Origin of the sequence: Mesorhizobium sp. L-2-11 (genome assembly GCF_016756595.1) — a bacterium.
Taxonomy (GTDB): domain Bacteria; phylum Pseudomonadota; class Alphaproteobacteria; order Rhizobiales; family Rhizobiaceae; genus Mesorhizobium.
Genome location: NZ_AP023257.1, coordinates 1,049,401 through 1,072,592, shown reverse-complemented (window position 1 = coordinate 1,072,592; position 23,192 = coordinate 1,049,401). Strand labels below are relative to the sequence as shown.

The 23,192-nt window shown below is 64.3% G+C and carries 23 protein-coding genes; 4 read left to right on the top strand and 19 right to left on the bottom strand.

The features are described from left to right. Positions 1–36 precede the first annotated feature (36 nt). The gene (locus JG739_RS05070; RefSeq protein ID WP_202365530.1) at positions 37–930 is read right to left on the bottom strand and encodes a dihydrodipicolinate synthase family protein; all 894 of its coding nucleotides are present in this window, start codon (positions 928–930) and stop codon (positions 37–39) included. A 69-nt stretch (positions 931–999) separates the two neighbouring features. Between JG739_RS05070 and JG739_RS05065 the strand changes: the two genes are divergently transcribed. Further along, positions 1,000–1,692, top strand: coding sequence for a GntR family transcriptional regulator (locus tag JG739_RS05065; RefSeq protein ID WP_244749704.1), 693 nt, complete (start codon positions 1,000–1,002; stop codon positions 1,690–1,692). 127 nt (positions 1,693–1,819) lie between these two features. Here the strand turns inward: JG739_RS05065 and JG739_RS05060 are convergent, their stop codons facing one another. The 3 genes from JG739_RS05060 to JG739_RS05050 form a co-directional block, all read right to left on the bottom strand. Beyond that, positions 1,820–2,161, bottom strand: coding sequence for a hypothetical protein (locus JG739_RS05060; RefSeq protein ID WP_244749702.1), 342 nt, complete (start codon positions 2,159–2,161; stop codon positions 1,820–1,822). A gap of 236 nt (positions 2,162–2,397) precedes the next feature. Further along, positions 2,398–2,694, bottom strand: coding sequence for a hypothetical protein (locus JG739_RS05055; protein WP_202365528.1), 297 nt, complete (start codon positions 2,692–2,694; stop codon positions 2,398–2,400). Positions 2,695–2,960: 266 nt separating this feature from the next. Continuing rightward, positions 2,961–4,457, bottom strand: a complete 1,497-nt coding sequence (locus tag JG739_RS05050; protein ID WP_202365527.1) for a CoA-acylating methylmalonate-semialdehyde dehydrogenase — start codon at positions 4,455–4,457, stop codon at positions 2,961–2,963. 221 nt (positions 4,458–4,678) lie between these two features. Between JG739_RS05050 and JG739_RS05045 the strand changes: the two genes are divergently transcribed. Next, a complete protein-coding gene (locus JG739_RS05045; protein ID WP_202365526.1) occupies positions 4,679–5,560 on the top strand; it encodes a LysR family transcriptional regulator in 882 nt (293 codons plus the stop codon). A gap of 99 nt (positions 5,561–5,659) precedes the next feature. On the opposite strand, the gene JG739_RS05040 is transcribed toward JG739_RS05045, so the two are convergent. The 8 genes from JG739_RS05040 to rsfS form a co-directional block, all read right to left on the bottom strand. Then, complete coding sequence (locus tag JG739_RS05040; RefSeq protein ID WP_202365525.1) at positions 5,660–6,916, bottom strand: D-amino acid dehydrogenase; 1,257 nt, start codon at positions 6,914–6,916, stop codon at positions 5,660–5,662. 153 nt (positions 6,917–7,069) lie between these two features. Next, on the bottom strand, positions 7,070–8,221 hold the full coding sequence (gene alr, locus JG739_RS05035; protein WP_202365524.1) for an alanine racemase: 1,152 nt from the start codon (positions 8,219–8,221) through the stop codon (positions 7,070–7,072). 89 nt (positions 8,222–8,310) lie between these two features. Further along, positions 8,311–8,832 carry an RNA pyrophosphohydrolase gene (locus JG739_RS05030; protein ID WP_202365523.1) on the bottom strand — a complete coding sequence of 174 codons (522 nt, stop codon included), beginning with the start codon at positions 8,830–8,832 and terminating at the stop codon, positions 8,311–8,313. Positions 8,833–8,834: 2 nt separating this feature from the next. Next, entirely contained in the window at positions 8,835–10,061 is a 1,227-nt protein-coding gene (locus JG739_RS05025; protein WP_202365522.1) for a divergent polysaccharide deacetylase family protein, read from the bottom strand. 131 nt (positions 10,062–10,192) lie between these two features. After that, positions 10,193–11,518 (bottom strand): S41 family peptidase, encoded by a 1,326-nt coding sequence (locus tag JG739_RS05020; protein WP_202365521.1) that lies wholly within the window; start codon positions 11,516–11,518, stop codon positions 10,193–10,195. A 1-nt stretch (position 11,519) separates the two neighbouring features. Then, on the bottom strand, positions 11,520–12,902 hold the full coding sequence (locus tag JG739_RS05015) for a murein hydrolase activator EnvC family protein (protein ID WP_202365520.1): 1,383 nt from the start codon (positions 12,900–12,902) through the stop codon (positions 11,520–11,522). Positions 12,903–13,049: 147 nt separating this feature from the next. Further along, positions 13,050–13,532 carry a 23S rRNA (pseudouridine(1915)-N(3))-methyltransferase RlmH gene (gene rlmH, locus JG739_RS05010; protein ID WP_202365519.1) on the bottom strand — a complete coding sequence of 161 codons (483 nt, stop codon included), beginning with the start codon at positions 13,530–13,532 and terminating at the stop codon, positions 13,050–13,052. Positions 13,533–13,637: 105 nt separating this feature from the next. Then, positions 13,638–14,015, bottom strand: a complete 378-nt coding sequence (gene rsfS / locus JG739_RS05005) for a ribosome silencing factor (RefSeq protein ID WP_202367344.1) — start codon at positions 14,013–14,015, stop codon at positions 13,638–13,640. A 240-nt stretch (positions 14,016–14,255) separates the two neighbouring features. Between rsfS and JG739_RS05000 the strand changes: the two genes are divergently transcribed. Then, positions 14,256–15,107 carry a mechanosensitive ion channel family protein gene (locus tag JG739_RS05000; RefSeq protein ID WP_202365518.1) on the top strand — a complete coding sequence of 284 codons (852 nt, stop codon included), beginning with the start codon at positions 14,256–14,258 and terminating at the stop codon, positions 15,105–15,107. Positions 15,108–15,130: 23 nt separating this feature from the next. On the opposite strand, the gene JG739_RS04995 is transcribed toward JG739_RS05000, so the two are convergent. From JG739_RS04995 to obgE, 5 genes are all read right to left on the bottom strand, one after another. Then, the gene (locus tag JG739_RS04995) at positions 15,131–16,426 is read right to left on the bottom strand and encodes an MFS transporter (protein WP_202365517.1); all 1,296 of its coding nucleotides are present in this window, start codon (positions 16,424–16,426) and stop codon (positions 15,131–15,133) included. 251 nt (positions 16,427–16,677) lie between these two features. Continuing rightward, entirely contained in the window at positions 16,678–17,310 is a 633-nt protein-coding gene (locus JG739_RS04990) for a nicotinate-nucleotide adenylyltransferase (protein ID WP_202367343.1), read from the bottom strand. Between the two features lie 98 nt (positions 17,311–17,408). After that, positions 17,409–18,695, bottom strand: a complete 1,287-nt coding sequence (locus tag JG739_RS04985) for a glutamate-5-semialdehyde dehydrogenase (protein ID WP_202365516.1) — start codon at positions 18,693–18,695, stop codon at positions 17,409–17,411. Between the two features lie 3 nt (positions 18,696–18,698). After that, positions 18,699–19,874 (bottom strand): glutamate 5-kinase, encoded by a 1,176-nt coding sequence (gene proB, locus JG739_RS04980; RefSeq protein WP_202365515.1) that lies wholly within the window; start codon positions 19,872–19,874, stop codon positions 18,699–18,701. Positions 19,875–19,876: 2 nt separating this feature from the next. Further along, positions 19,877–20,905: a GTPase ObgE gene (gene obgE / locus JG739_RS04975; RefSeq protein WP_202365514.1), complete on the bottom strand. Its 1,029-nt coding sequence runs from the start codon at positions 20,903–20,905 to the stop codon at positions 19,877–19,879. 130 nt (positions 20,906–21,035) lie between these two features. Here obgE and JG739_RS04970 point away from each other — a divergent pair, with 130 nt between their 5' ends. Continuing rightward, positions 21,036–21,905 carry an endonuclease/exonuclease/phosphatase family protein gene (locus tag JG739_RS04970; RefSeq protein WP_202365513.1) on the top strand — a complete coding sequence of 290 codons (870 nt, stop codon included), beginning with the start codon at positions 21,036–21,038 and terminating at the stop codon, positions 21,903–21,905. Positions 21,906–22,156: 251 nt separating this feature from the next. Here JG739_RS04970 and JG739_RS04965 read toward each other — a convergent pair whose 3' ends face one another. Together JG739_RS04965 and rpmA are read right to left on the bottom strand one after the other, a co-directional pair. Continuing rightward, a complete protein-coding gene (locus JG739_RS04965; RefSeq protein WP_202365512.1) occupies positions 22,157–22,744 on the bottom strand; it encodes a GNAT family N-acetyltransferase in 588 nt (195 codons plus the stop codon). A 118-nt stretch (positions 22,745–22,862) separates the two neighbouring features. Beyond that, positions 22,863–23,132, bottom strand: a complete 270-nt coding sequence (rpmA, locus tag JG739_RS04960) for a 50S ribosomal protein L27 (protein ID WP_202365511.1) — start codon at positions 23,130–23,132, stop codon at positions 22,863–22,865. Positions 23,133–23,192: the final 60 nt, after the last annotated feature.

Genomic DNA, 23,192 nt, shown 5'->3' with positions numbered 1-23,192 from the left:
TCCGTACCTTGTAGGCAGACCCCCACATCGCAACCCTTAGAATTGCGGCAGCTCCGGCCGCGCCGCCAGCGCGTCCCGGACGATCTTTTCGACCGTCTTGCGGCGCTCGCCCGACAGCGGCTGGCGCGGCATGCGCACGCGGTCGTTGGTGTTGATCGCCAGGACTTCGGCGAGCTTGATGTTCTGCACCAGGTAGGTCGACACGTCGAGGTCGAGCAGTGGCCGGAACCAGCGGTAGATTGTCAGCGCCTCCTCGCGGCGGCCCTGCTTCATCAGCTGGTAGATCGCGACCGTCTCGCGCGGAAACGCGGTGACCAGCCCCGCCACCCAGCCGATGGCGCCGACCGACAGCGCCTCGAACGCCAAATTGTCGACGCCTGTGAACAAATCGTAGCGGTCGCCGAAACGGTTGATGATTTCGGTCGAGCGGCGGATGTCGTCGGAGGATTCCTTGATGGCTACGAAACGCTTGTCCTTCGCCAGTTCCGCCATCTGATCGACGGTGACGTCGACGCGATAGGCAAGCCGGTTGGAATAGATCATCACCGGCAGGTCGCCGGCCTCGGCGACGGCGCGCAGCGCGGCGACCGTCTCCTCCGCATTGGTGTGGTAGATCGGGCTCGGCACAACCATCAGGCCGTTGGCGCCCTCCTTGGCGGCGCGGCGCGCGATCGCCGCCGCCTCGCGGGTGCCTGGTTCGTTGACCGTCAGCAGAACCGGCTTGTTGCCGGCGATCTTCTGCGCCGTCTTCAGCACGTCGATCTTCTCGTCATGCGAGAGCATCGGCCCTTCGCCGAGCGAACCGCAGACGATGATGCCGTCGCAGCCGGCCTCCATCTGCAGCGCAAAGCAGCGCTCCATCTCAGCGTGGTCGAGGCGGTCATCCTCGGTGAATTTCGTCGTGACGGCGGGTAAAACTCCGGTCCACATGGCGGTCGCTCCATCTGATATATCAGTCGTATATTTGTTAAGAAACGGACTGTCAACACGGATTCGACTATGATATACCAAAAATATATCAGGAGTTCGCCTTTGATATTCAATGAAACAAGCCCGGCATTCGAGCCAGTGGCGGCGAAAGCCTACCGCGTGCTCGAGCACATGATCGTGACGCTCGAACTGGCGCCTTCAAGCTTCATCACCGAGGGCTCCCTGATCGACAGGCTGGGGCTCGGCCGCACGCCGGTGCGCGAGGCGATCCAGCGGCTGGCGTGGGAGGGACTGCTGGATGTCCGGCCACGTGCCGGCATCGCCATTGCCCCGCTGCATCCCGGCGACTGGTTGCGCGTTCTCGATGCACGGCGTGGCGTCGAGGTGGTTCTTGCCCGCTCGGCCGCCCGCTTCGTCACGCGCGAGGCGGCCGACCTGTTTCACGACGCGGCACTGGCCATGCAGAAGGCGGTGATATCGGGCAATGTGCTGGCCTTCATCCAGGCCGACAAGGCGCTCGACGAGGCGCTGGCGCTCGCTGCCGACAATCCCTTCGCCGCGCGGCTGGCGGCTCCCTTGCAGACCCACAGCCGCCGCTTCTGGTTCCGCTACAAGGCCGATACCGGGCTTGCCGAATCGGCCGAGCACCATGTCGCGCTGATCCGCTCGATCCTCGACGGCGACGAGGATGCCGCCGCCAAGGATGCCAAGCGCCTGATGGCGCTGCTGCGCGGCCACGCCGAGGCGGCTGCCACGCGCTAGGAGATCGGCAGAAAACTTCGGCAGGCATTTTTGCCGCAAGAGATCGCCGAACGGGTCGCCTTCCTTGTTTCGGTTCAAAGATCGCAAAGCGCCCGCGCTGCCAGGCGCTGAACATCGTTCAATTCGGTCATGCGTCCTGGTCGGCCGGGATCACCACGTTTTCCCAATGTTCGCCGGCCGCGACGATGCAGCTTCTGCCGGCGACATCGGTGACGATGATCGTCCAGGTACCGGTGTCGGCGACATAGACTTCCATAATCGCCATTTGACCGATCAGCCCGAAAGCAAACTGTCTTTCCTGGAACTGCTCGCTCAGGTGGGCGACGAGATCGCCATGTTCAACGCAATGATATTGGGCGCTTGCGACGTTCGTACCCGCCGCCAATGCACCAGCAAGAACCAGGGTTTTCAGCCAACCCAACAGCGATTTGCGTGCCATAGGCACCTCCTTTGCCATCGCGTCCGGCAAAGGGAGACGCCTCATTTTGCCGGAACGATCCAGGCCGGTCCCGACGTCATCACCATCGCGTCGTTCCTTTCCGTGTTCCGGTCTGTCACTAGCGGGACGATTTCAGATGTTCCCACTATGTTCCATATATGGTGTTGACAAGGAAAAAGCGCAAGCAGGCGCCCTTTGGGGCGCCTGTGGATCCGTTTCATGGTCGTCACGAGAACCGCGGCCTGGCGCGGCTATGCTAAGGCGGCTCAGGTACCTGGCAGCGCTGCTGTCGTCACCGCGCTCTCCCAGCCTTCACCCACCGAAACCACGCAGCTTTGACCGCGTGTGTCGCTGGCGAGGATGGTCCAGGTGCCCTGGTCAGAAACGAAGACTTCAACAATCACATTGGGATTGACGACGCCGAGCGCGGTCGGATTTTCCCGAAACTTCTCGCCAAGCGCCTTGATCATGTCGGCTCGTGGCGCGCATTGGTCGGCCGCTGTTGCCGGGGCGGCGGAAAGCGCCGCAACCGCTAGGAACATCGTCGCTATTAGACGTGTCATCTGACACCTCCTTGCGCCGGCCGCCCCCGAAGCTGTTGCCAGCGCCGTTGGTTGGTCTACCGCGCCTGCTTCGCTGCAGGATTGCAATCTTAAGATTTTTGCCGCCGCCTGGTTCCATCACATTAGCGCTCACCCAGATACCGTGCGAGACAGCCAACAGACAGGTCCGGTTTTCAGCCGGGCCTTTTCGTCTTCAATCATGAAATCTGGAACTGCCCGCGCGCCCGCAGCCGGAGGCGAGGACGCGCAGACAAAAAAACGTCCGGCTAGTTCATCGTCGGGATGACGAATTCGGCGCCGTCCTTGACGCCGGACGGCCAGCGCGAGGTCACCGTCTTGGTCTTGGTGTAGAAACGGAAGGCGTCCGGTCCGTGCTGGTTCAGGTCGCCGAAGGAAGACGCTTTCCAGCCGCCGAACGTGTAGTAGGCGATCGGCACCGGGATCGGCACATTGATACCGACCATGCCGACCTGGACCCTCGAGGCGAAGTCGCGGGCCGCATCGCCGTCGCGGGTGAAGATAGCGACGCCGTTGCCCATCTCATGGTCGTTGGCGAGCTTGATCGCGTTCTCGTAAGTCGGCGCGCGCACCACCGAGAGCACCGGCCCAAAAATCTCTTCCTTGTAGATGCGCATATCGGCGGTCACGTTGTCGAACAGGCAGCCGCCCATATAGTAGCCGTTCTCATAGCCCTGCATGGAAAAGCCGCGCCCGTCGACAACCAGCTTGGCGCCTTCCCTGACACCGGTATCGACATAGGACTTGACCCGGTCCAGCGCCTGCGCCGTCACCAGCGGGCCGAAATCGGCGGACGAATCCGTCGACGGGCCGACCTTCAAGCTTTCGACGCGCGGCACCAGCTTTTCCATCAGCCGGTTGGCGGTGTCGTTGCCGACCGGGACCGCCACCGAGATCGCCATGCAGCGCTCGCCGGCCGAGCCGTAGCCGGCGCCGATCAGCGCGTCGACGGTCTGGTCCATGTCGGCGTCGGGCATGATGATCATGTGATTCTTGGCGCCGCCGAAGCACTGCACGCGCTTGCCGGCCGCGCAGCCGCGCGAATAGATGTACTGGGCGATCGGCGTCGAGCCGACGAAGCCGATCGCCTTGATGTCGGGATCGTCGAGGATGGCGTCGACCACGTCCTTGTCACCGTTGACGACGTTGAGGATGCCCGCCGGCAGACCGGCCTCGATGAACAGCTCGGCGATGCGCATCGGCACGCCCGGGTCGCGCTCCGAAGGCTTCAGGATGAAGGCATTGCCGCAAGCGATAGCCGGCGCGATCTTCCACAATGGGATCATCGCCGGAAAATTGAACGGCGTGATGCCGGCAACGACGCCGAGCGGCTGGCGCATCGAATAGACGTCGATGCCAGGGCCCGCGCCGTCGGTGAACTCGCCCTTCATCATATGCGGCGCGCCGATGCAGACCTCGACCACTTCCAGGCCGCGCTGGATGTCGCCCTTGGCGTCGGCGATGGTCTTGCCGTGTTCGCGCGCCAGAATGTCGGCCAGCTCATCATAGTCCCGGGCGACCAGTTCGAGGAATTTCATCAGGACGCGCACGCGCCGCTGTGGATTGGTCGCCGCCCAACCGGGCTGCGCCGCTTTGGCGTTCTCCACCGCCGCGCGCAGTTCCGTCTGCGAAGCCAGCGCCACGCTGCCGCGCACCGTGCCGTCCATCGGCTGCATCACGTCCTGCTTGCGGCCGCTGGTCCCAGCGACACGCTTGCCGCCGATGAAATGACCGTATTCGATCATGGTCTCTCTCCCTGTATGTGTGATGCGGCATTGTCCGCCTTTGCGCCGCCGATGGCAACGTGAGTGAAAACGCAACCGTTGTGCGGGAAATAGATAGCGGTTCGCGCCTGTGCATCAATTCCCGCAAATGATAGGGTGCTGGTTCGCAGCAGCAAGGATTGAGAAGTTGAGTTCCTTCGCCGTAGAGCGCTGTCGTAGTCGTCGTCATCGGGACCATCCTCATGAACTGGGATGACGTCCGCATCTTTCTTGCAGTGGCGCGTGCCGGCCAGATCCTTGGCGCGGCCAAGCGGCTGGAGCTGAACCACGCCACTGTCTCGCGCCGCGTCGCCGCACTGGAGGATGCGTTGCGCACAAAACTCTTTCGTCGGCTGACCACCGGCAGCGAGCTGACGCCGGCGGGCGAGCTTTTCCTCGACATCGCCGAGCGCATGGAAGGCGACATGATCGCCGCGCGCGCGACCGTGGCGGGCGAGGGCGACGACGTCTCCGGCACCGTGCGCATCGGCGCGCCTGATGGTTTCGGCGTCGCCTTCCTGGCCAAACGCCTCGGCGCGCTGACGGCGCTTCACCGTGAACTCACCATCCAGCTGGTGCCGGTGCCGCGTTCCTTCTCGTTGTCCAGGCGCGAGGCCGACATCGCCATCACCGTGGAGCGGCCGACCGAAGGCAGGCTGGTGGCGGGAAAGCTGGTCGACTACACGCTCGGCCTGTTCGCGTCCCGCGCCTATGCCGACGCGCATGGCCTGCCCCAGACGCCGGCCGAGCTTGGCCGGCACACGCTGATCGGCTATGTGCCGGACCTCATCGTCAGCCCCTCGCTCGACTATGCGGCCGAGTTCAGCGCCGACTGGCGCACGAGCTTCGCCATCTCCTCGGCGCTCGGCCAGGCCGAAGCGGTGCGCTCCGGCGCCGGCATCGGCATCCTGCACACTTTTGTCGCCCGCTCGATGCCGGAACTGGTGGCCGTCGACATCGTCGCGCCCATCCGCCGCGCCTACTGGCTGGTCTATCACGAATCGGTCAGGCCGCTGCGCCGCGTCCAGATCGTCGCGAGCTTCATCACCAGGGCGGTGGAACGGGAGCGAGGCCTGTTCGTCTGACGATTTTCTCTGACGCGGCGAGGTGTGTTGGAGCCTGATCCCGAGTCACGCGGCAAGTTCCTCGCCGCGCTCAACTGGCGTGAAGAACAATTTCCGATCCTACCGCTGATATCGCTCCGGTCCGAGGTCGCGGACATCGATGTCCGGCACCCGGCTGGAAATGATGTCGGCCAGGACCTTGGCTGAGCCGCAGGCCATGGTCCAGCCGAGCGTGCCGTGGCCGGTGTTGAGATAGAGGTTGGAAAACTCGGTGCGGCCGATCAGCGGCGGCCCGTCCGGCGTCATCGGCCGCAAACCGGACCAGAAGGTCGCCGACCGCATCTCGCCGCTGCCCGGAAAAAGGTCGCCGAGCGAATGTTCGAGCGTGCGCCGCCGCGATTCATGCAGCGTCAGGTCGAAGCCGGAAACCTCCGCGGTACCACCGACCCGGATGCGATCGCCGAGCCTGGTAATCGCCACCTTGTAAGTCTCATCCATCACCGTCGAGACCGGTGCTGCGGCAGCATCCTTGATCGGCACCGTGATCGAATAACCCTTGACCGGATAGACCGGAATGGGCCGTTTCAGGCTGCGCATGAATTTTGCCGAATAGCTGCCCATCGCCATCACATAGGCGTCGGCGGCCTTCGCGCCTTTGCTGGTATTGATGTTGGCGATATGGCTGCGCTTGCGGACGATGCGCCGTATCTCCGTGTCGTATTCGAAGGTGACGCCGCGCGCCACGCAGAGCTCGGCCAGACGGTCGGTGAACATCTTGCAGTCACCGGTTTCGTCGCCCGGCAGCCGCAGACCGCCCACGAACTTTTCACGGATCCCTGCCAAGCCCGGCTCGGCCGCGATGCAGCCGTCGGGATCGAGTATCTCGTAGGGAACGCCATATGTCTTCAGCACCTCGACATCGCCTGACGTGCCGTCGAGCTGTCGTTGCGTGCGAAAAAGCTGCAGCGTTCCCTTGCTGCGCTCGTCATAGGCGATGCCGGTCGCCTCGCGCAGCGCTTTCAGCGTGTCGCGGCTGTATTCGGCCAAAGGCACCATGCGCGCCTTGTTGACCGCATAGCGCTCGGCCGTGCAGTTGCGCAGCATCCTGACCAGCCATACCCACATGTGCGGATCGAGAGTCGGCCGCACCACCAGCGGACCATGCTTCATCAGCAGCCATTTGATCGCCTTCAGCGGGACGCCGGGACCGGCCCAGGGAGAGGCGTAACCGGGCGAGATCTCGCCGGCATTGGCAAAGCTGGTTTCCAGCGCTGGACCCTTCTGGCGATCGATCACCGTCACTTCATGGCCGGCCTCGGCCAGGTAATAAGCAGTGGTGACCCCAATGACGCCGCCGCCCAGCACGAAGATCTTCATCGCATAGTTCTCCAGAACGAGGTCTTGTCAGCGGGCGGCATCGTGGCTTTCTGTCTGCCGGATTTCACCGCGTCCGCCAAGTGCCCAGGCATGTCGTCCAAAAGTACGCAGGAGGTTTTGGGACGACGACACATGCCTAAAAAAGCCCGCGCGCTATCCATTCACATAGCGCCGGTGAAAGCGGTGCCCGAGGCTGGTCAAGATTTCATAGCCGATGGTGCCGGCATGGCCGGCCGCCTGGTCGACCGTCTGCGACGGGCCGATCAGTTCGACGAGGTCGCCCGCCTTCAGCCTGCCGGGCGGCAGGGCCGAAATGTCGAGAACGATCGAATCCATCGACACACGGCCCAGGAACGGCAAGCGCACATTTTCGAACCAGGCGGCCGAGGCCGCGCGTCGATGCCAGCCATCGGCATAGCCAAGCGAGATCGTTGCGGCAATCAGCGAATCGGTGACATGAAAAATATGGCCATAGCCGACGCCGGCTCCCCTCTCGAGGCTGCGTGTCTGAATGATTTTTGCTTGAAGCCGCACCACCGGCAGCATCGGATTTTCCTGCGCTGGCGTCGGATTGATGCCGTAGAGCGCCGCACCGGGCCGGGCGAGGTCGTAGTGAAAGGGCTGCCCAAGAAAGATACCGGAGGAATTGGCGAGCGAGGCCGGCGCCGGCGGCAGCATCCTGCGCAGCCGCTCGAATTCCAGCCGCTGCTGCTCGTTGGCCGGATGTTCGGGCTCGTCGGCGCGAGCGAGATGGCTCATCACCAAGGTGACGTCGATACCGTCGAAAGCCTGCGGGTCGGCAGCGACGGCCTCCACCTCGGCTGCCGCCATGCCGAGCCGCGACATGCCGCTGTCGACCTGGATTGCAGCCTTAAGCTTGCGGCCGGCCCGCCGCGCCGCCGCGCGCCAGGCGGCGAGCTGGCTGGCGCTGTTGATGACCGCGCTCAGCTGCGCTTCGACCGCTTCGCTTTCGGCGCCCGGCTGAATGCCGTTCAGCACATAGATCGCTGGCCATGCGCCGAGCGCCTGGCGCAGCAAGGCACCTTCGGCCAGATGCGCGACGAAAAAAATAGCGCAGCCTTCGGCCGCCAGCGCCGCCGCCACTTGCGGCCCGCCGAGCCCGTAGCCATCGGCCTTGACGACACCGGCGCAGTTAACGCCGCCCAACCGCACCTTGAGCCGCCGGTAATTTTCGCGGATGGCGCTGAGATCGACGGTCAATATGGCGCCGGCCGCCGCTTCGCTGATCGGCGCGGCTTTGACGGCGACCGTTTCAGAAAGCGTTTTTTTGGAAGTGCCGTTCATGCCGATCCCGTCTGCAGCGGATTGGCCATCAATAAGGCCACCGCGCCGACGCGGCAACCGTGGTCGGCGCGAGAGCGGCCTGCGCCAGGCTACGCAACCAGATGCCGGAATGCCGCAACCACATCCTCATAGACCTGACGCTTGAACGGAACGATCAGGTCGGGCAATTCCTCCATTGGCCGCCAAGCCCATTTGTCGAACTCGGCGGTGTGGCCGCCCGGCGGCGGATTGATCTCAATCTCGCTCAAATCGCCATGAAAGCGGAAGGCGAACCATTTTTGCGTCTGGCCGCGATACCTTCCCTTGAAGGCGACGCCGACGAGATGGGCCGGCAGGTCGTAAAATATCCAGTTCGGCGCCTCATCCAGCAACGAGACGCTGCGCATGCCGGTTTCTTCGTAGAGTTCCCGCTGTGCCGCCTGCAGCGGCTCTTCGCCCTTGTCAATGCCGCCCTGCGGCATCTGCCAGAGCTGCGTCGTGCCGGCGAATTCGCTGTCCGGCTCGGCAATGCGATGCCCGACCCAGACCAGCCCCTCTCCATTGAGGACCATCGCTCCGACGCAGCGACGATAGGGCAGCGTCTCGGGGTCGACCGGTTTTTTCTTCGCCATGCTCAACCTTTTTCCGGATCCGCCGCCACTGCCGAAATCGGCACGATCTCGACACCGCGCTTCTTGGCCTCGATCACCCAGGATGACACGGTATCGACCGTCAGGTCGAAGGCCGAGCCGATGCCGACGGCAAAGCCTTTCGCCCGCGCGGTTGCTTCCAGTTCGTCCAGCTTCTTCAATATAGCGCCGCGGTCGCGCACGGCGTCGATCAACGTGTCGCCAGCGGCGAACGGCACACCGTTCTTCAACGCCAGGTCGGGCGCGAGGCTGCGTGCCGACGAACCGTCGTCGACATAGGCCAGGCCGCGCTTGCCAAGCTCGGCCATCAGCGGCCCCATCGCCGCAGCATCAGCCGAAAAACGCGCGCCCATATAATTCATGACGCCGGTGTAATTGGTCGTCCGCGACAGCGCCCAACGCAAGTTCTCCAAATTCTCGTCCGGGGTCGCCACGACCGTCAGCGTGTTGCGGCCGGGATTGACGTTCGGATAATCGAAAGGTTCGAGCGGCACCTGCATGACGATCTCATGGCCGCCCTGCCGCGCCGCCTGCATCCAGCGGCCGATGCTGTTGCCCTGCGGCGCGAAGCCCAGCGTCACTTCGGCCGGCAGCTTGGCGATGGCCGCCTGCGTGCCGGTCTGTGACACGGCAAGCCCGCCGATGACGATCGCCACGCGCGCACCGCGCGCACCGGACCACGGTCGCGCATAGACATCGAACGGCCGCCTGCCGTCGGCAGCACGAACTGGCAATGGACCGGTTTCGCCGGACTCAACCAGCGCCCTGTCGGGAATATGCGCGATCCTCAGGTTCTGGCCGGTGGTCGAAGGGTCGTGGATGACGATGGCCCCGGGTGGACCTTCGCCCGCTTCGGTCGGCATTTGGATGATCTGCGGCCCGCCCGTCTTCGATCCGCTTGTCTTCGATCCGCTTGTCTTGGACCCACTTGTATTGGATCCGCTCATCTTGGACGCTGCTTCGGTCTTCGGCGCCGATTCAGTCACCGGCGCTGCGGAATCGACCACCTCAGTCGACTTCTGCGTCGAGACGGCGACTTCTTCCGGCTTTCGAAATGGCCTTTCGCGGAGCGCAATCGCGCCTGAGACGCCGATCACCGCCAGCACCACGACAGTGGCCGCGACCACGCCAGCGCTGATCCTGCGGGCCGCGCGCGGCGGCCGGACGGCCTGCCCGAGTGGGCGTTCGATGTCACTACCGATGTCAGCCAAGCCGCATCCCCAGCCGCGGTCCCCCGAATCAAACTGCCGAGGCCTTGCAGCCCCGGCAGCATTACATCGCTTCGATCAGGCAGCCAGACCTGTTGTCCGGCTGATCGACGTTTACTGGTTCTGCACGGCCCCTACTGGTTCAGGACGGCCTTGTCCGGATTCGGCGGGAACGCCGGATCGGTCTTCTCGCCGCGCAGCAACTGCTGGGCGAAGATGAGCTGCAGATCGTCCTTCGGCTCCGGCGGCACATAGGCTGCCGAGCCCGAACCGTCATCGCCCTCCTCGCTGCCCTTGATGTGGCCCTTGAGGTCCGATTCGCCGCGCGTCAGGTCCCTGCCCTGCAGGTTCGGCGGCAACGGCTGGTCGACCTTGATATCGGGCGTGATGCCCTTGCCCTGGATCGACTTGCCGGACGGCGTGTAATAGAGCGCCGTCGTCAGGCGCAGCGCGCCGTTCTCGCCGAGCGGGACGATGGTCTGCACCGAACCCTTGCCGAACGACTGCGTGCCGACGACCGTGGCGCGGCGCAGATCCTGCAGCGCGCCGGCGACGATTTCGGACGCGCTGGCCGAGCCGCCATTGACGAGCACGACCAGCGGCTTGCCGTCGATATCGTCGCCCGGCCGCGCGTCGAAGCGGGTGACGTCCTTCGGATCGCGGCCGCGCGTCGAGACGATCTCGCCACGGTTGAGGAAGGCGTCGGACACGCTCACCGCCTGATCGAGCAGCCCGCCCGGATTGAGGCGCAGATCGAGCACGTAGCCCTTGAGCTTTTCGTTCGGCACCTGCTTCTCGATGGTTTCGATGGCGTTCTCGAGATCATCATGGGTCTTTTCGGTGAAGGAGGTGATCTTGATGTAGCCGATGTCGTTCTCGACCCGGAACTTGACCGCCTTGACCTTGATGATGTCGCGCACCACCGTCAGTTCGATCGGCTTGTCGGCGCCCTGACGCAGGATGGTGAGCTTGATCGGCGTGTTGACCAGCCCGCGCATCTTCTCGACCGCATCGTTGAGGCTCAGGCCGCGAACCTCCTCGCCGTCGATCTTGGCAATATAGTCGCCGGCAAGCACGCCCGCTTTGGCAGCCGGCGTATCGTCGATCGGCGTGATCACCTTGACCAGGTCGTTTTCCATGGTGACCTCGATGCCGAGGCCGCCGAACTCGCCCTTGGTCTGCACGCGCATGTCCTGCGCCTCTTCGGCGTTCATATAGGAGGAGTGCGGGTCGAGCGAAGTAAGCATGCCGTTGATGGCGTTTTCGACCAGCGACTTGTCGTCGGGCGGCGTCACATATTGCGCCCGCACCCGCTCGAAAATATCACCGAAGATCGCCAGTTGCTTATAGGTCTCGGAGCCCGCAGCGTTCGCCGTCGAGCCGGGCGCGCCATAGACCAGGCTCATCGCGGATGCGCCCATCAGCGCACCGGCAAACAGAAGCGACAGTTTCCGCATCATCTCACGTCCTTCCAGACAAACGGTCCGCCCACCATGGGGTCGGATCGACGGGTTTTCCATCCTTGCGGAACTCAACATAGAGTTCCGGCGTGGCATTTCCATTCTTCGATGCCGAGGTGCTCGCCACCCGGGCCTCTCCCATCGCGCCGACCGGCTCTCCTGCGAGCACCGACTGGCCAGACGCGACGCTGATTCTGCTCATCCCCGCGAGAACGACATGATAGCCGTCACCTGCGTTCAGGATCAAGAGTTGACCATAAGAGCGAAAAGGTCCCGCATAAAGTACATTTCCGTCCGCTGGCGCGGTGACGATGGCTCCCGATTGTGTCGCAACCATGTCACCGAGCATCACTGCGCCGTTACCGTCGCTGGCCCCGAACCGCCGCTTGATCTTGCCGGTGACCGGCAACGCGATCTGCCCCTGAAGCGCCGAAAACGGTGCAGCGGCGGTGAGCCGGTTGGCTTCCGGCACCGGCAGGGCCGCCAGTTCCGGGGCCTTCTGCGCCGGAGCGTTGTCGGCACCCGCTGCCTTCTGCTCCGCGGCTTTCTGCTCCGCGGCTTTCTGCTCAGCAGCCTTCTGCTCGGCTGCCTTCGCCGCGTCCGCGGCCTTGCGGGCCTTGTCGGCCTCGAGCGAGGCGATCAGTTCTTTCAGGCTGCCGGCCTTGGCCGCCAGTGCTGCGGATCGCTGCTTTTCCGCCGCCAGGGCCGTTTGCGTCTCGGCCTCGAGCTTCTGCTTGGCTTCGAGCAGCATGCCGAGCCGCTTCTTTTCCGCCGTCTGCTCGGCGACTGCCGCCGTCAGCCGCGCCCGCTCCGCCTCAATCGAGGCCGTCACCCGTGACTGCTCCTTGAGCTCCGCCAGCAATATTTCGGTCTGCTGGCGCAGTTCCGGCACCACGGCGCCGAGCAGGATGGCGCTGCGCACCGACGACAGCGCGTCCTCCGGCTTGACCAGGATGGCCGGCGGCGGATTGAGCCCCATGCGCTGCAGCGCGGCCAGCACCTCGGCCAGAACGTCGCGTCTGGCAGCCAACGAGGCACGGATTTTCTGCTCGTCGCGCTTCAGCCCTTCCAGCCTGGCACCGATGTCCTCGATGTCCTGGCCGAGCTTCTGCTCGGTCATCGCCGACTGGATCAGCGCCGCGGTGATCGAGGCATGGTCCTTCTTGACCGTCGCCATGTCGGCGGCGAGCTTGGCCAGCCGCTCCGACGACAGCGTGATCTCCTGCGATATCCGTTCGTATTCGGCGCGGCTCTGATCCGGGTCAGGCGCCATTTCGAGCCTGCTCTGCGCCTGCGCGGCAGCGAGCGACAGCATAAGCGCCGCCGCTGCCAAGCCGCAGCCTGCGCGCCAAAAGCCCGTTCGCGATTTCCAACCTTCAGCCATTGAAGCCCGACTCTATGCGTGGCTTCGTTAACGAACAATCAACCATGTTCGAGAGCCCGTCGACCGAAAAACAGCCTCGTGACGCATTGAGGCGAAAATCCGGGCGGCTCACGCCAATCCACCGGTTTCGGTTGAACCTGCAACGGCTCACGAGCGGTGATAGGGATGGCCGGACAGGATTGTGGCCGCCCGGTAAAGCTGCTCGCCCAACATGACACGGACCAGTTGGTGCGGCCATGTCAGCGCGCCGAACGACACCATCTGGTCGGCCTGATCGCGCAGCGACTGGTCGTGACCGTCGGCGCCGCCGATGGCGATGACCAGCGCCTTGCGGCCGCTATCACGCAGCAGGCCGATGCGCCCGGCGAAATCCTCGGAGGAGAAATTCTTGCCGCGTTCGTCGAGCAGCATCAGCGCGGCGCCAGGCTGCAACTGCGCCTGCAGCTTCTGGCCCTCTTCGCGGCGACGCTCGTTGGCGGTCTGCGCGCGGCCCTCCGGGATCTCGACCACCCCTGAGAATTCGAGGCCCACGGCCTGCCCGCTCTTGGCGAAGCGCTCGAAATATCGGTCGGCGAGCAACTTCTCGGGGCCGGCTTTCATCCGGCCCACGGCATGAACGGTGATTTTCATCCCTGCCCCGCAGAGCCGCTAATGCATGTCACCAAAGCATGCCCTCGGGCCTGACCCGAGGGTGGTCACCGATTTTGGCAAACGACATACATTAACCAATACGGCTCAGTGGAGGGTCTCTTCCTCGAGGTCCGGCGCCTGCCACATCTTTTCGAGATTGTAGAAGTCGCGGACTTCGGGGCGGAAGACATGGACGATGATGTCGCCCGAATCGATCAAGACCCAGTCGGCGCCTGCCAGTCCCTCGACGCGCGCCGTGCCGAGCCCGGCATCCTTGAGCGCCTTGAGGAGATGATCGGCGACAGCCGAGACATGACGGTGCGATCGGCCGGACGCGATGACCATATAGTCACCGAGGCTCGATTTTCCCTGAATGTCGATTGAGACGATGTTTTCGGCCTTGGAGTCTTCCAGACTGGCAAGGACTGTCTTGATGGCGCGGGACACGGCGTCGTTTACGCTGATCCTGGCCGGCGAAGGCACGATGTCGGCCTTCTTCCACAGTGCTGTTCTCAGTGTATTTCCTTTCGCAGCAAGAACAACCAAATCACCCTTCAAAGCAGGTGACACCCCTTAGATAGGCAGAGTTGCGTTGCAGTTTCAAGACGGCAGCCCTGCCGTAGCCAACGAAGAACCGTTCTTCCGGTTCCGCAGTTGAAGAAAAATCGGAACTCTTGCCGCCCGGCGAGGGTTATCGGCGCATTGACCAATCGGATCCCCCTCATGCCTGTCGACCCTCAGAACGCTCTCCTTACCGTGCAGTCCGGCCTTGCGCAGCTCAGCGCGCTGATCGTCTCGTACTCGTTCTCGGCCATTGGCGCCGTCATCCTGCTGGTCCTCGGCTATATCGTCGCCGGCCTTGCCCAGCGCTCGATCTACGCCGGCCTCGGCCATATCCATGGCTTCGACACGACGCTGCGCCACTTCTTTCCGAGGATCGTCCGCTACGCCATACTGATCCTCGTCGTCGTCATGGTGCTCGGCCAGTTCGGCGTCCAGACGACCTCGATCATTGCCGCCATTGGCGCCATCGGCCTGGCCATCGGCCTGGCGCTGCAAGGCACGCTGCAGAACATCGCCGCCGGCATCATGCTGCTGGCGCTGCGACCGTTCCGTATCGGCGAATATGTCGAGGTCGGGGTCATTTCCGGGACCGTCGAGGAAATCGGGCTGTTCGCCACCCGGCGGACAGTCGAGGGCGTCTACGTCCTCGCCCCCAATTCGACGCTGTGGAACCTGCCAGTCCGCAACTTTACCCGCAGCGGCGTCCGCCGTGCCGACATCACCCTGACCATCGGCTCGTGGAACGACATCGATCTGGCGCAGAAGACCATGCTGGGCGTCGCCGCCGCCGACCGACGCGTCAGGCGGGAGCCGGCGCCGATTGCCTTTGTGGCGACCGTCGGCGACAGCAACGTCGCCATCACCTTGCGCTACTGGACCTCGGCTGGGGATTTCTTCGCCGCCCAGATCGATCTCACCAAACGCGCCAAGCAGGCTTTTGACAGCGAAGGCATTTCAATACCCGCGCCGCCACCGGAAGCACCGCGGCAGGAAACCGTCACCAGACAGTGAGACAGTCAATCCGCGGCGCAGGTCTACTTATCCGCGCGGCGCTGCTCTTCGGACGGAAAGGCGAGGTCGACCGGCAGCGGCGCTTGCGCTGTCATCGGCGCGAAATTGCCGGTCTCGGCGGCGGGAACAGGCGACATCGCCACCACGCGCCACAGCACGAACAGGCAAAAGGCAGCGGCGATGACGATGGCCACATGGATGAAGGCCTGCGTTCCGTAGACAGCGGAAAGCCCGGTCACGATGCCGGGCACGATGAAGCCAGACAGCGACCACGCAAACAGCAGTGAACTGGACAGCGCCACCATGTCGTCCTTGCCGGCGCGGTCGGCGGCATGTGCGCTGGCCAGCGAATAGATCGATTCCGATGCGCCGGCCCAGACCACATAGATGACGACCAGCGCCGCCAGCGCACCACCATCGAAGCCCATCGCAAACAGGCCCGCCACCATGGCAAGCGCCGAAGCGGCGACCAGAACAAAGCGCCGGTCGGTTCGGTCGGAAATCCATCCGAGCGGGATTTGCAGGATCAAAGTGCCGATCGGCATCGCCGACAACAGCAGTGCCACATCGGCCTGGCTGTAGCCCTTGGCCGTGGCATGGATCGGCGCAAAGCCTGAAATCGTCATCGACAGGCCGCCGACGGCAAGCATGCCGGCGACGCCGACCGGTGAAATCCGCCAGGCCCTGCCAAGCGCCACCGACGCCGCCTGCGGCGGCGGCGGCTGGGCGAGCCGCGTCAACCCGACGGGGAGGATCGACAGCGCGGTGAAGGCGATGCCGATCAGCGGCGCGTCCGCAGCCCTTATGTCGATCAGCGCCAGTGTCGAGTAGCCGACACCGAGCCCGGCGACATAGGCGACGTAGAAGAAGGCCATGACCCTGCCGCGTATGGTGTTGGCGATAACGTCGTTGAGCCAGCTCTGCGCGACGATGAACAGGCCGCATATGGCAAAACCGTAGAGCGCGCGTGCCGCAATCCACGACAGCGGGTGCGGCCCGGCCCCGACGGCGGCGTTGGACAGCACGATCAACGCCGACAGCACCATGAATGCGCGCGCATGGCCGACGCGCCGTACCAGCGGACCGGTCAGGATGCAGCCTGCCAGGCCGCCGGCCGAGAGGCCGGTGACGATCAGCCCGGCCCAGGTCGGATCGAAGCCTGCGGCGCCGAGCCTGACCGGGATATAGGCGAACATCAGTCCGTTGCCGACCGCTACCAGCGCCATCGACAGGACGACGCTGGCGATGGCGATCGCCGGGGCCGGCGGGCTGCCCTGCGCCGGGTCGCGTCTGGTCTGGTTTCGCTCGAGAATCGCCATACTCGCGCAGGATCGCTCACGGACCGGGGAAAGGCAGCCGCAAATGCGACATGGCCCGACTTGCCTTATCCCCTTGTGGGAGAAGGTGGATCGGCGCGTAGCGCCGAGACGGATGAGGGGTGCTGGAAGAAATCCGGCGTAAAAAAGACCAAAGAGTTTCGAGTGCTTAGGTCTTCAGGGTAGCGATCCTTCCAGCACCCCTCATCCGGCCGCTTCGCGGCCACCTTCTCCACAGGGGGAGAAGGAGATTCTCACCCCTGCGCCATGTTGCGGATCGCGGTCGACGACAGCGACGAGCGCGGCCCGTGGATGAAGGTCCAGGCCGGCGCCTTCATGCGGGCGAGCCGCGGCGCGTCGCCCTCGTCGATACGCGCGTAGTCAAAAGTCTTGGCGACAACCGACGACAGGAACGACAGCGTAGCACCTGGGCGATCGATCACCGCGATCGGAAACGTCATCACGATCTGGCGCCAGCGCTGCCAGCGGTGAAAGTCGCGCAGCGAATCGGCGCCCATGATCCAGACGAAGTCGACGCCGGGGTTGCGCGCCTTGACCAGGGCCAGCGTGTCGGCGGTGAAGCGGACATGATGGCTCGCCTCGAAGGCGGTGACCTTGACCTTCGGGTTCCGGGCAATCTGCTCGGACAGGCGTAGCCGCTCGGCCAGCGGCGCCAGTTCCCGCGCGCTCTTGAGCGGATTGCCCGGCGTCACCATCCACCACAGCTGATCGAGCGCCAGGCGCCTGAGCGCGATTTCGGCGACCAGCGCATGGCCGGCATGGGCAGGATTGAACGAACCGCCGAACAACCCGACGGCGAGGCCCTTTGCGGCATGCGGCATTTTTAGAGAGTGGGAAGGAACGGTGGGGTCGGAAGGGGAGAGCATCGTGCTAGGCACCCCCCTCTGCCCTGAGGGGGAGATGCCCGGCAGGGCAGAGGGGGGTGGCTGGGCGCACGCCTCTCAGGCTCTAACCGCGAACAGCTTCAAGGCCTCACCTGTCCGGTCCCCCGCACGCGGTACTTGAACGAAGTCAGTTGCTCGACACCGACCGGGCCGCGCGCATGCATCTTGCCTGTGGCGATGCCGATTTCGGCGCCCATGCCGAATTCGCCGCCATCGGCGAACTGGGTCGAGGCGTTGTGCAGAAGGATCGCCGAATCGATCTCGTTGAAGAACCGTTCGACGGCGTCGGCATCCTCGGCGACGATCGCCTCGGTATGATGCGAGGAAAAAGTCTCGATGTGCTCGATCGCGCCGGCAACGCCATCGACCAGTTTTGCCGCGATGATGGCATCGAGATATTCGCTCACCCAGTCGGCGTCGGTCGCCGGCTTGGCGTCGGCAAACACTTTCAGCACCTCGGCGTCGGCGTGGATTTCGCACCCTGCCGCGCGTAATGCGTCGAGGATCGGCACCAGATGGGTGGCGGCAACCGCGCGGTCGACCAGCAGCGTCTCGGCCGCGCCGCAGACGCCGGTGCGCCGCATCTTGGCGTTGACGGCGATCCTGACTGCCATGTCGAGATCAGCAGAGCGGTCGATGTAGAGATGACAGATGCCTTCGAGATGAGCGAAGACCGGCACCCGCGCCTCGTTCTGGACGCGTTCGACCAGGTTCTTGCCGCCGCGCGGAATGATCACGTCGATGTTGCCGGAAAGCCCCTTCAGCATCTCGCCGACGGCGGCGCGATCGGTGGTCGGCACCAGCTGGATGGCATTTTCGGGCAAATTGGCCACCTTCAGCCCTTCGACCAGGCAGGCATGGATCGCCGCTGAGGAGTTGAGCGAATCCGAGCCGCCGCGCAAGATCACCGGATTGCCGGCCTTGAGGCACAGCGCGCCGGCATCGGCGGTCACGTTCGGCCGGCTTTCGTAGATGACGCCGACAACCCCGAGCGGCGTGCGCACGCGCTCGATATGCAGGCCGTTCGGCCGGTCCCATGCGGCAATGACGTCGCCGACCGGATCGCGCAACCCGGCGATTTCACTGATGCCGTCGGCCATGGCGCGGATGCGCGCCGGATCAAGCTTCAGCCGATCCATGAAAGAAGCCGAAAGCTCCGACTGCTCGCCATTTTTGATGTCGATGGCGTTGGCGTCGAGAATATCCTGCTCGTGGCGAAGGATCGCCTGCGCCATACCGATCAACGCGGCGTGCTTGCGCTCGGCTGTGGCGACGGCCAGCGGCCGGGCGGCGGCTCGCGCGCGACGGCCGATGTCGGCCATCGTTGCTGCGGTATCGTCCCGGGATTTTTCATGCAGCTTCAGCATGGCTCATCCTCCGCTATGGACCTTGTCACCGACTACTTGGTCACCGGCCCGTACTTGGTCAGTTGAATGGCTCACCACAAGGTCGTCGCGGTGGATCATCGCCGATCGTGCTTCATAGCCAAGCACCGTTTCGATCTCGGCTGTCTTCAAGCCAGCGATTCTTACGGCATCGGCGGCATCGTAGGCAACCAGTCCGCGCGCGATCTCGCGGCCTTCGGGCGACAGGATCGCCACCGTGTCGCCGCGCGAGAAATTGCCGCTGACCAGCTTGACGCCGGCCGGCAGCAGCGACTTGCCCGACTTGAGCGCGCCGATGGCGCCTGCGTCGACGGTCAGCCGGCCTGCCGGTTCGAGCTGCCCGGCGATCCATGTCTTGTAGCCCTTGACCGGATTGGCGCTCGGCCGGAAGAACGTCGCCCGCTCGCCACGCTCGATCGCCAGCAGCGGCGACAGCCGTGTGCCTGATGTGATGACCATGGCGGTGCCGGCGGCGGTGGCGATCTTGCCGGCGTCGAGCTTGGTGCGCATGCCGCCGCGTGAAAACTCCGAAGCAGCCGCACCCGCCATCGCCTCGATCTCAGGAGTGATGCGGTCGACGACAGCAATGAACCTGGCTTGCGGATCACGTGCCGGCGGCGCGGTGTAGAGCCCGTCAATGTCGGAGAGCAGCACCAGGAGATCGGCGCCCATCATCGTCGCCACCCGCGCCGCCAGCCGGTCATTGTCGCCATAGCGGATTTCGGAGGTCGCCACCGTATCGTTCTCGTTGATGACCGGCACCGCCTTCATCTTGAGCAGCGTCGAGATCGTCGCGCGCGCATTGAGATAGCGGCGGCGCTCTTCGGTGTCGCCGAGCGTCAGCAGGATCTGGCCCGATTTCAGGCGGCCCTTGCCAAGCGCATCCGACCAGGCGCCGGCCAGCGCAATCTGCCCGACGGCGGCAGCCGCCTGGCTTTCCTCGAGCTTCAGCGCCCGCTTGCCAAGGCCTAAAATGGTGCGGCCCAGCGCGATGGCGCCGGACGACACGACGAGGATCTCGGCGCCATTCTCGGCCAGCACTGAAATGTCGTCGGCAAGCGAGGCCAGCCAGTCGCGCTTCAGGCCCGCCGTGCGGTCGACAAGCAGCGCCGAGCCGATCTTGACGGTGATGCGCCGGTATTCTTTCAGCTGCGCGGCCATCGCTATCTCCAGCGCGTCTCGACCGGCGTGGCGACGGCTTCGCGCGCCTCGGCCACGACCGTCATCAGCGCCCGCAGAACCGCCTCGACGCCTTCGCCGGTGACCGCCGACAAAAGCATCGGCGCGCGGCCGGCGGCGCGTTTCAGCGAAGCAACCTTGTTCTTGCGTGCCTCGGCATCGAGCGTGTCGACCTGGGAAAGTGCGACGATCTCGACCTTCTCGACCAGCCCATGGCCATAGGCGTCGAGTTCGGCGCGCACGGTCTTGTAGGCCTTCCCCGGGTTTTCTTCCTGCGCCGAGACGAGGTGCAGGAGGACGCGCGTGCGCTCGACATGTCCAAGGAAACGGTCGCCGATGCCAACGCCTTCATGCGCGCCTTCGATCAGGCCGGGAACGTCGGCGATGACGAACTCGCGCCCGTCAATACGGGCGACACCGAGGCCCGGATGCAGCGTGGTGAAGGGATAGTCGGCGATCTTCGGCTTGGCTGCGGTGACGGCGGCCAGAAATGTCGACTTGCCAGCATTGGGCAGGCCGACCAGGCCGGCGTCGGCAATCAGCTTGAGCCGGAGCCAGATGTTGAGCTCTTCGCCCGGCTGACCCGGATTGGCGCGGCGCGGCGCCTGGTTGGTCGAGGTCTTGAAATGCTGGTTGCCAAAGCCGCCATTGCCGCCCTTGGCCAGCAGGAAGCGTTGGCCGACGACGGTCAGGTCGCAGATCAGCGTCTCGTTGTCCTCGGCAAAGACCTGCGTTCCCGCCGGCACTTTCAGCGTCACGTCGGCGCCCTTGGCGCCGGTCATGTTGCGGCCCATGCCGTGCGTGCCGGTTTTGGCCTTGAAATGCTGCTGGTAGCGATAATCGATCAGCGTGTTCAGCCCATCGACCGCCTCCACCCAGACGTCGCCGCCGCGGCCACCGTCGCCGCCGTCGGGACCGCCGAACTCGATGAACTTTTCGCGCCGGAACGACACCGCTCCGGCGCCCCCGTCGCCGGAGCGGACATAGACCTTGGCCTGATCGAGAAATTTCATCGTATTGCCGAGTTTCTGCTAGTGGCCTTGCGGCATTGCTCTAACGTTCGGCACTGCTCTAAACCAAGGCGGGGCGAAGGGCGAGGCTGTTTATCAACATCGCCCCAGTCTGAACATCGCCGGAGTCGCAATGAGGCTTGTAACCTACAACATCCACTACGGCGTCGGTCTTGACGGACGCTACGATGTCGGCCGCATCGCCGATGCCGTGCGCGGCGCCGACGTGATCGCGCTGCAGGAGGTCTCGCGCAACAACCCCAACAATGGCGGCCGCGACATGGTGGCCGAGCTTGGCGAGGCGCTGCCCGAATATTTCGCCGTCTACGGCAGCAATTTCGAGGCCAATGTCGGCTCGCGCCTGGAAAACGGCCGCGCCATCACCACCACTTTCCAGCTTGGCAACATGGTGCTGTCGAAAACCCCCGTTCATCTGTCGCGCAATCTCCTGTTGCCGCGCAGCCGCAGTTTCGAAGTGATGAATTTCCAGCGCGGCGCGCTGGAGGCGCTGATCGAGACGCCGCTTGGTTTCATCCGCTTCTATTCCACCCATCTCGACCGTCGCAACCCGGTCGAACGCGCCAGCCAGATCCGGTTTCTGCGCCGGCGCCTGTTGAACTATGCGATCGAGGGCGGCGCGCTGTCGGGCGTCGCCGAAGTCGGCCTGCCGGACCTGCCTTGTCCCGAAGGCTTCGTCGTCATGGGCGACTTCAACATGCTGACCGGATCGCCGGAACATGTCGAATTCGTCGGCCACCTGGATCACGAATTCGGCATGCCGGTGACCGCGGATCTTGCCGTCGATGCCGCCCTGCGCCTTGCCGCCGCAGGCGCCGACCTCGTCACCTGGGTCGACCCCAAGCGGCCTGACGACACCAGCCGCCACAAGCGCATAGACTATGTCTTCACCAGCGCATCGCTGGCCAGATCGCTGAAGCGCCTGTGGGTCGACCGGCAAGCAGTCGGTTCGGACCACTTGCCGGTCTGGGTAGAGATGGCCTGACAAGCGCGGTGAGGTGTGTCGAGATTCAGGTTGGGCCGAGCCGAGAATGACGGTTTCCGAGAACCGGAGCGGAGCGTACTTAAGTACGTGAGCCCGCGCATGACCCCGAAATCGAGATCGATTTCGGAAAGGTCATGCGCAAAATCAAAGTTCTACAGCGTCCTATGCGCGCCCAACAGGGCGCGCGGCGCTGTAGGCAAGCGCAGGAAACCGCCATTCGCAGGCCGGCATCACCTGAATATCGGCACACCTCAAAAATGCACCCAGTTCCTGAGGCTCGTCCAGGTCCTGCGGTCGAGGCGGTAGCGCTCGACCGGCACCTGACCGGCAACGATCGAGTTCAGCATGCCCTGGCCGGCATATTGGAAGCCGCATTTGTGGATCACCCGGCGCGAGGCCGGATTGATGACCCGCGTCGAGGCATGCAGCACCTGGATCGGCGTCTTCTGGAAGGCGAGGTCGACCAGCGCATGCGCGGCCTCCGTCGCATAGCCGCGCTTCCAATAGGGCTCGCCGATCCAGTAGCCGAGCTCCAGCCCGCGATCGGTGGTGTTGAGCCCGGCGCAGCCGACGAAGGTTTCGGTCCCGGCCAAGGTCAAGGCATAGGCAATGCCGGCCCGGCGCGATGCCGTCATCGCCAAGAGGGCGCGTGCCTCGGCCTCGCCATAGGGGTGCGGCATGCGGGCCAGCATTTCGGCGACATGGCGATTGTCGGCGAGCGCCACCAGTTGCTCGATGTCGCTTTCGCGCGGCGCTCGCAGGACCAGCCGCTCGGTCACCAGGACCGGACAATCTATCGCGTAACTTTCACCGTCTGTGTCTTCCGCTTCGGCAACCATGTCAGTCCTCCAGGCACAAGAAAAAGGGGAGATGGAAACCCATCTCCCCTGATCCATTTCCTGGCTTGGCCAGACACCGGTTCCCGAGATGGGTGCCGGTGTTCTCGTGCGGAACCGGCTACTCCGCGGCCTTGGTCATCGGGTTCACCGATACGTAGGTTCGGCCATTGGCTTTTTTGTTGAAGGTGACTGCGCCAGCTTCGAGCGCAAACAGCGTGTGATCCGTGCCAATGCCGACATTGGTGCCGGGATGCCACGTCGTGCCGCGCTGACGAACAATGATATTGCCCGCAATCACGGCTTCGCCGCCGAATTTTTTCACGCCGAGCCGCTTGGAATGGGAGTCGCGACCGTTGCGCGACGAACCGCCAGCTTTCTTGTGTGCCATCTAACTAACTCCGATGCGCCGCTAGGCGCTTAAAAGGTCTTATGAACGCGTTCGCGTTCC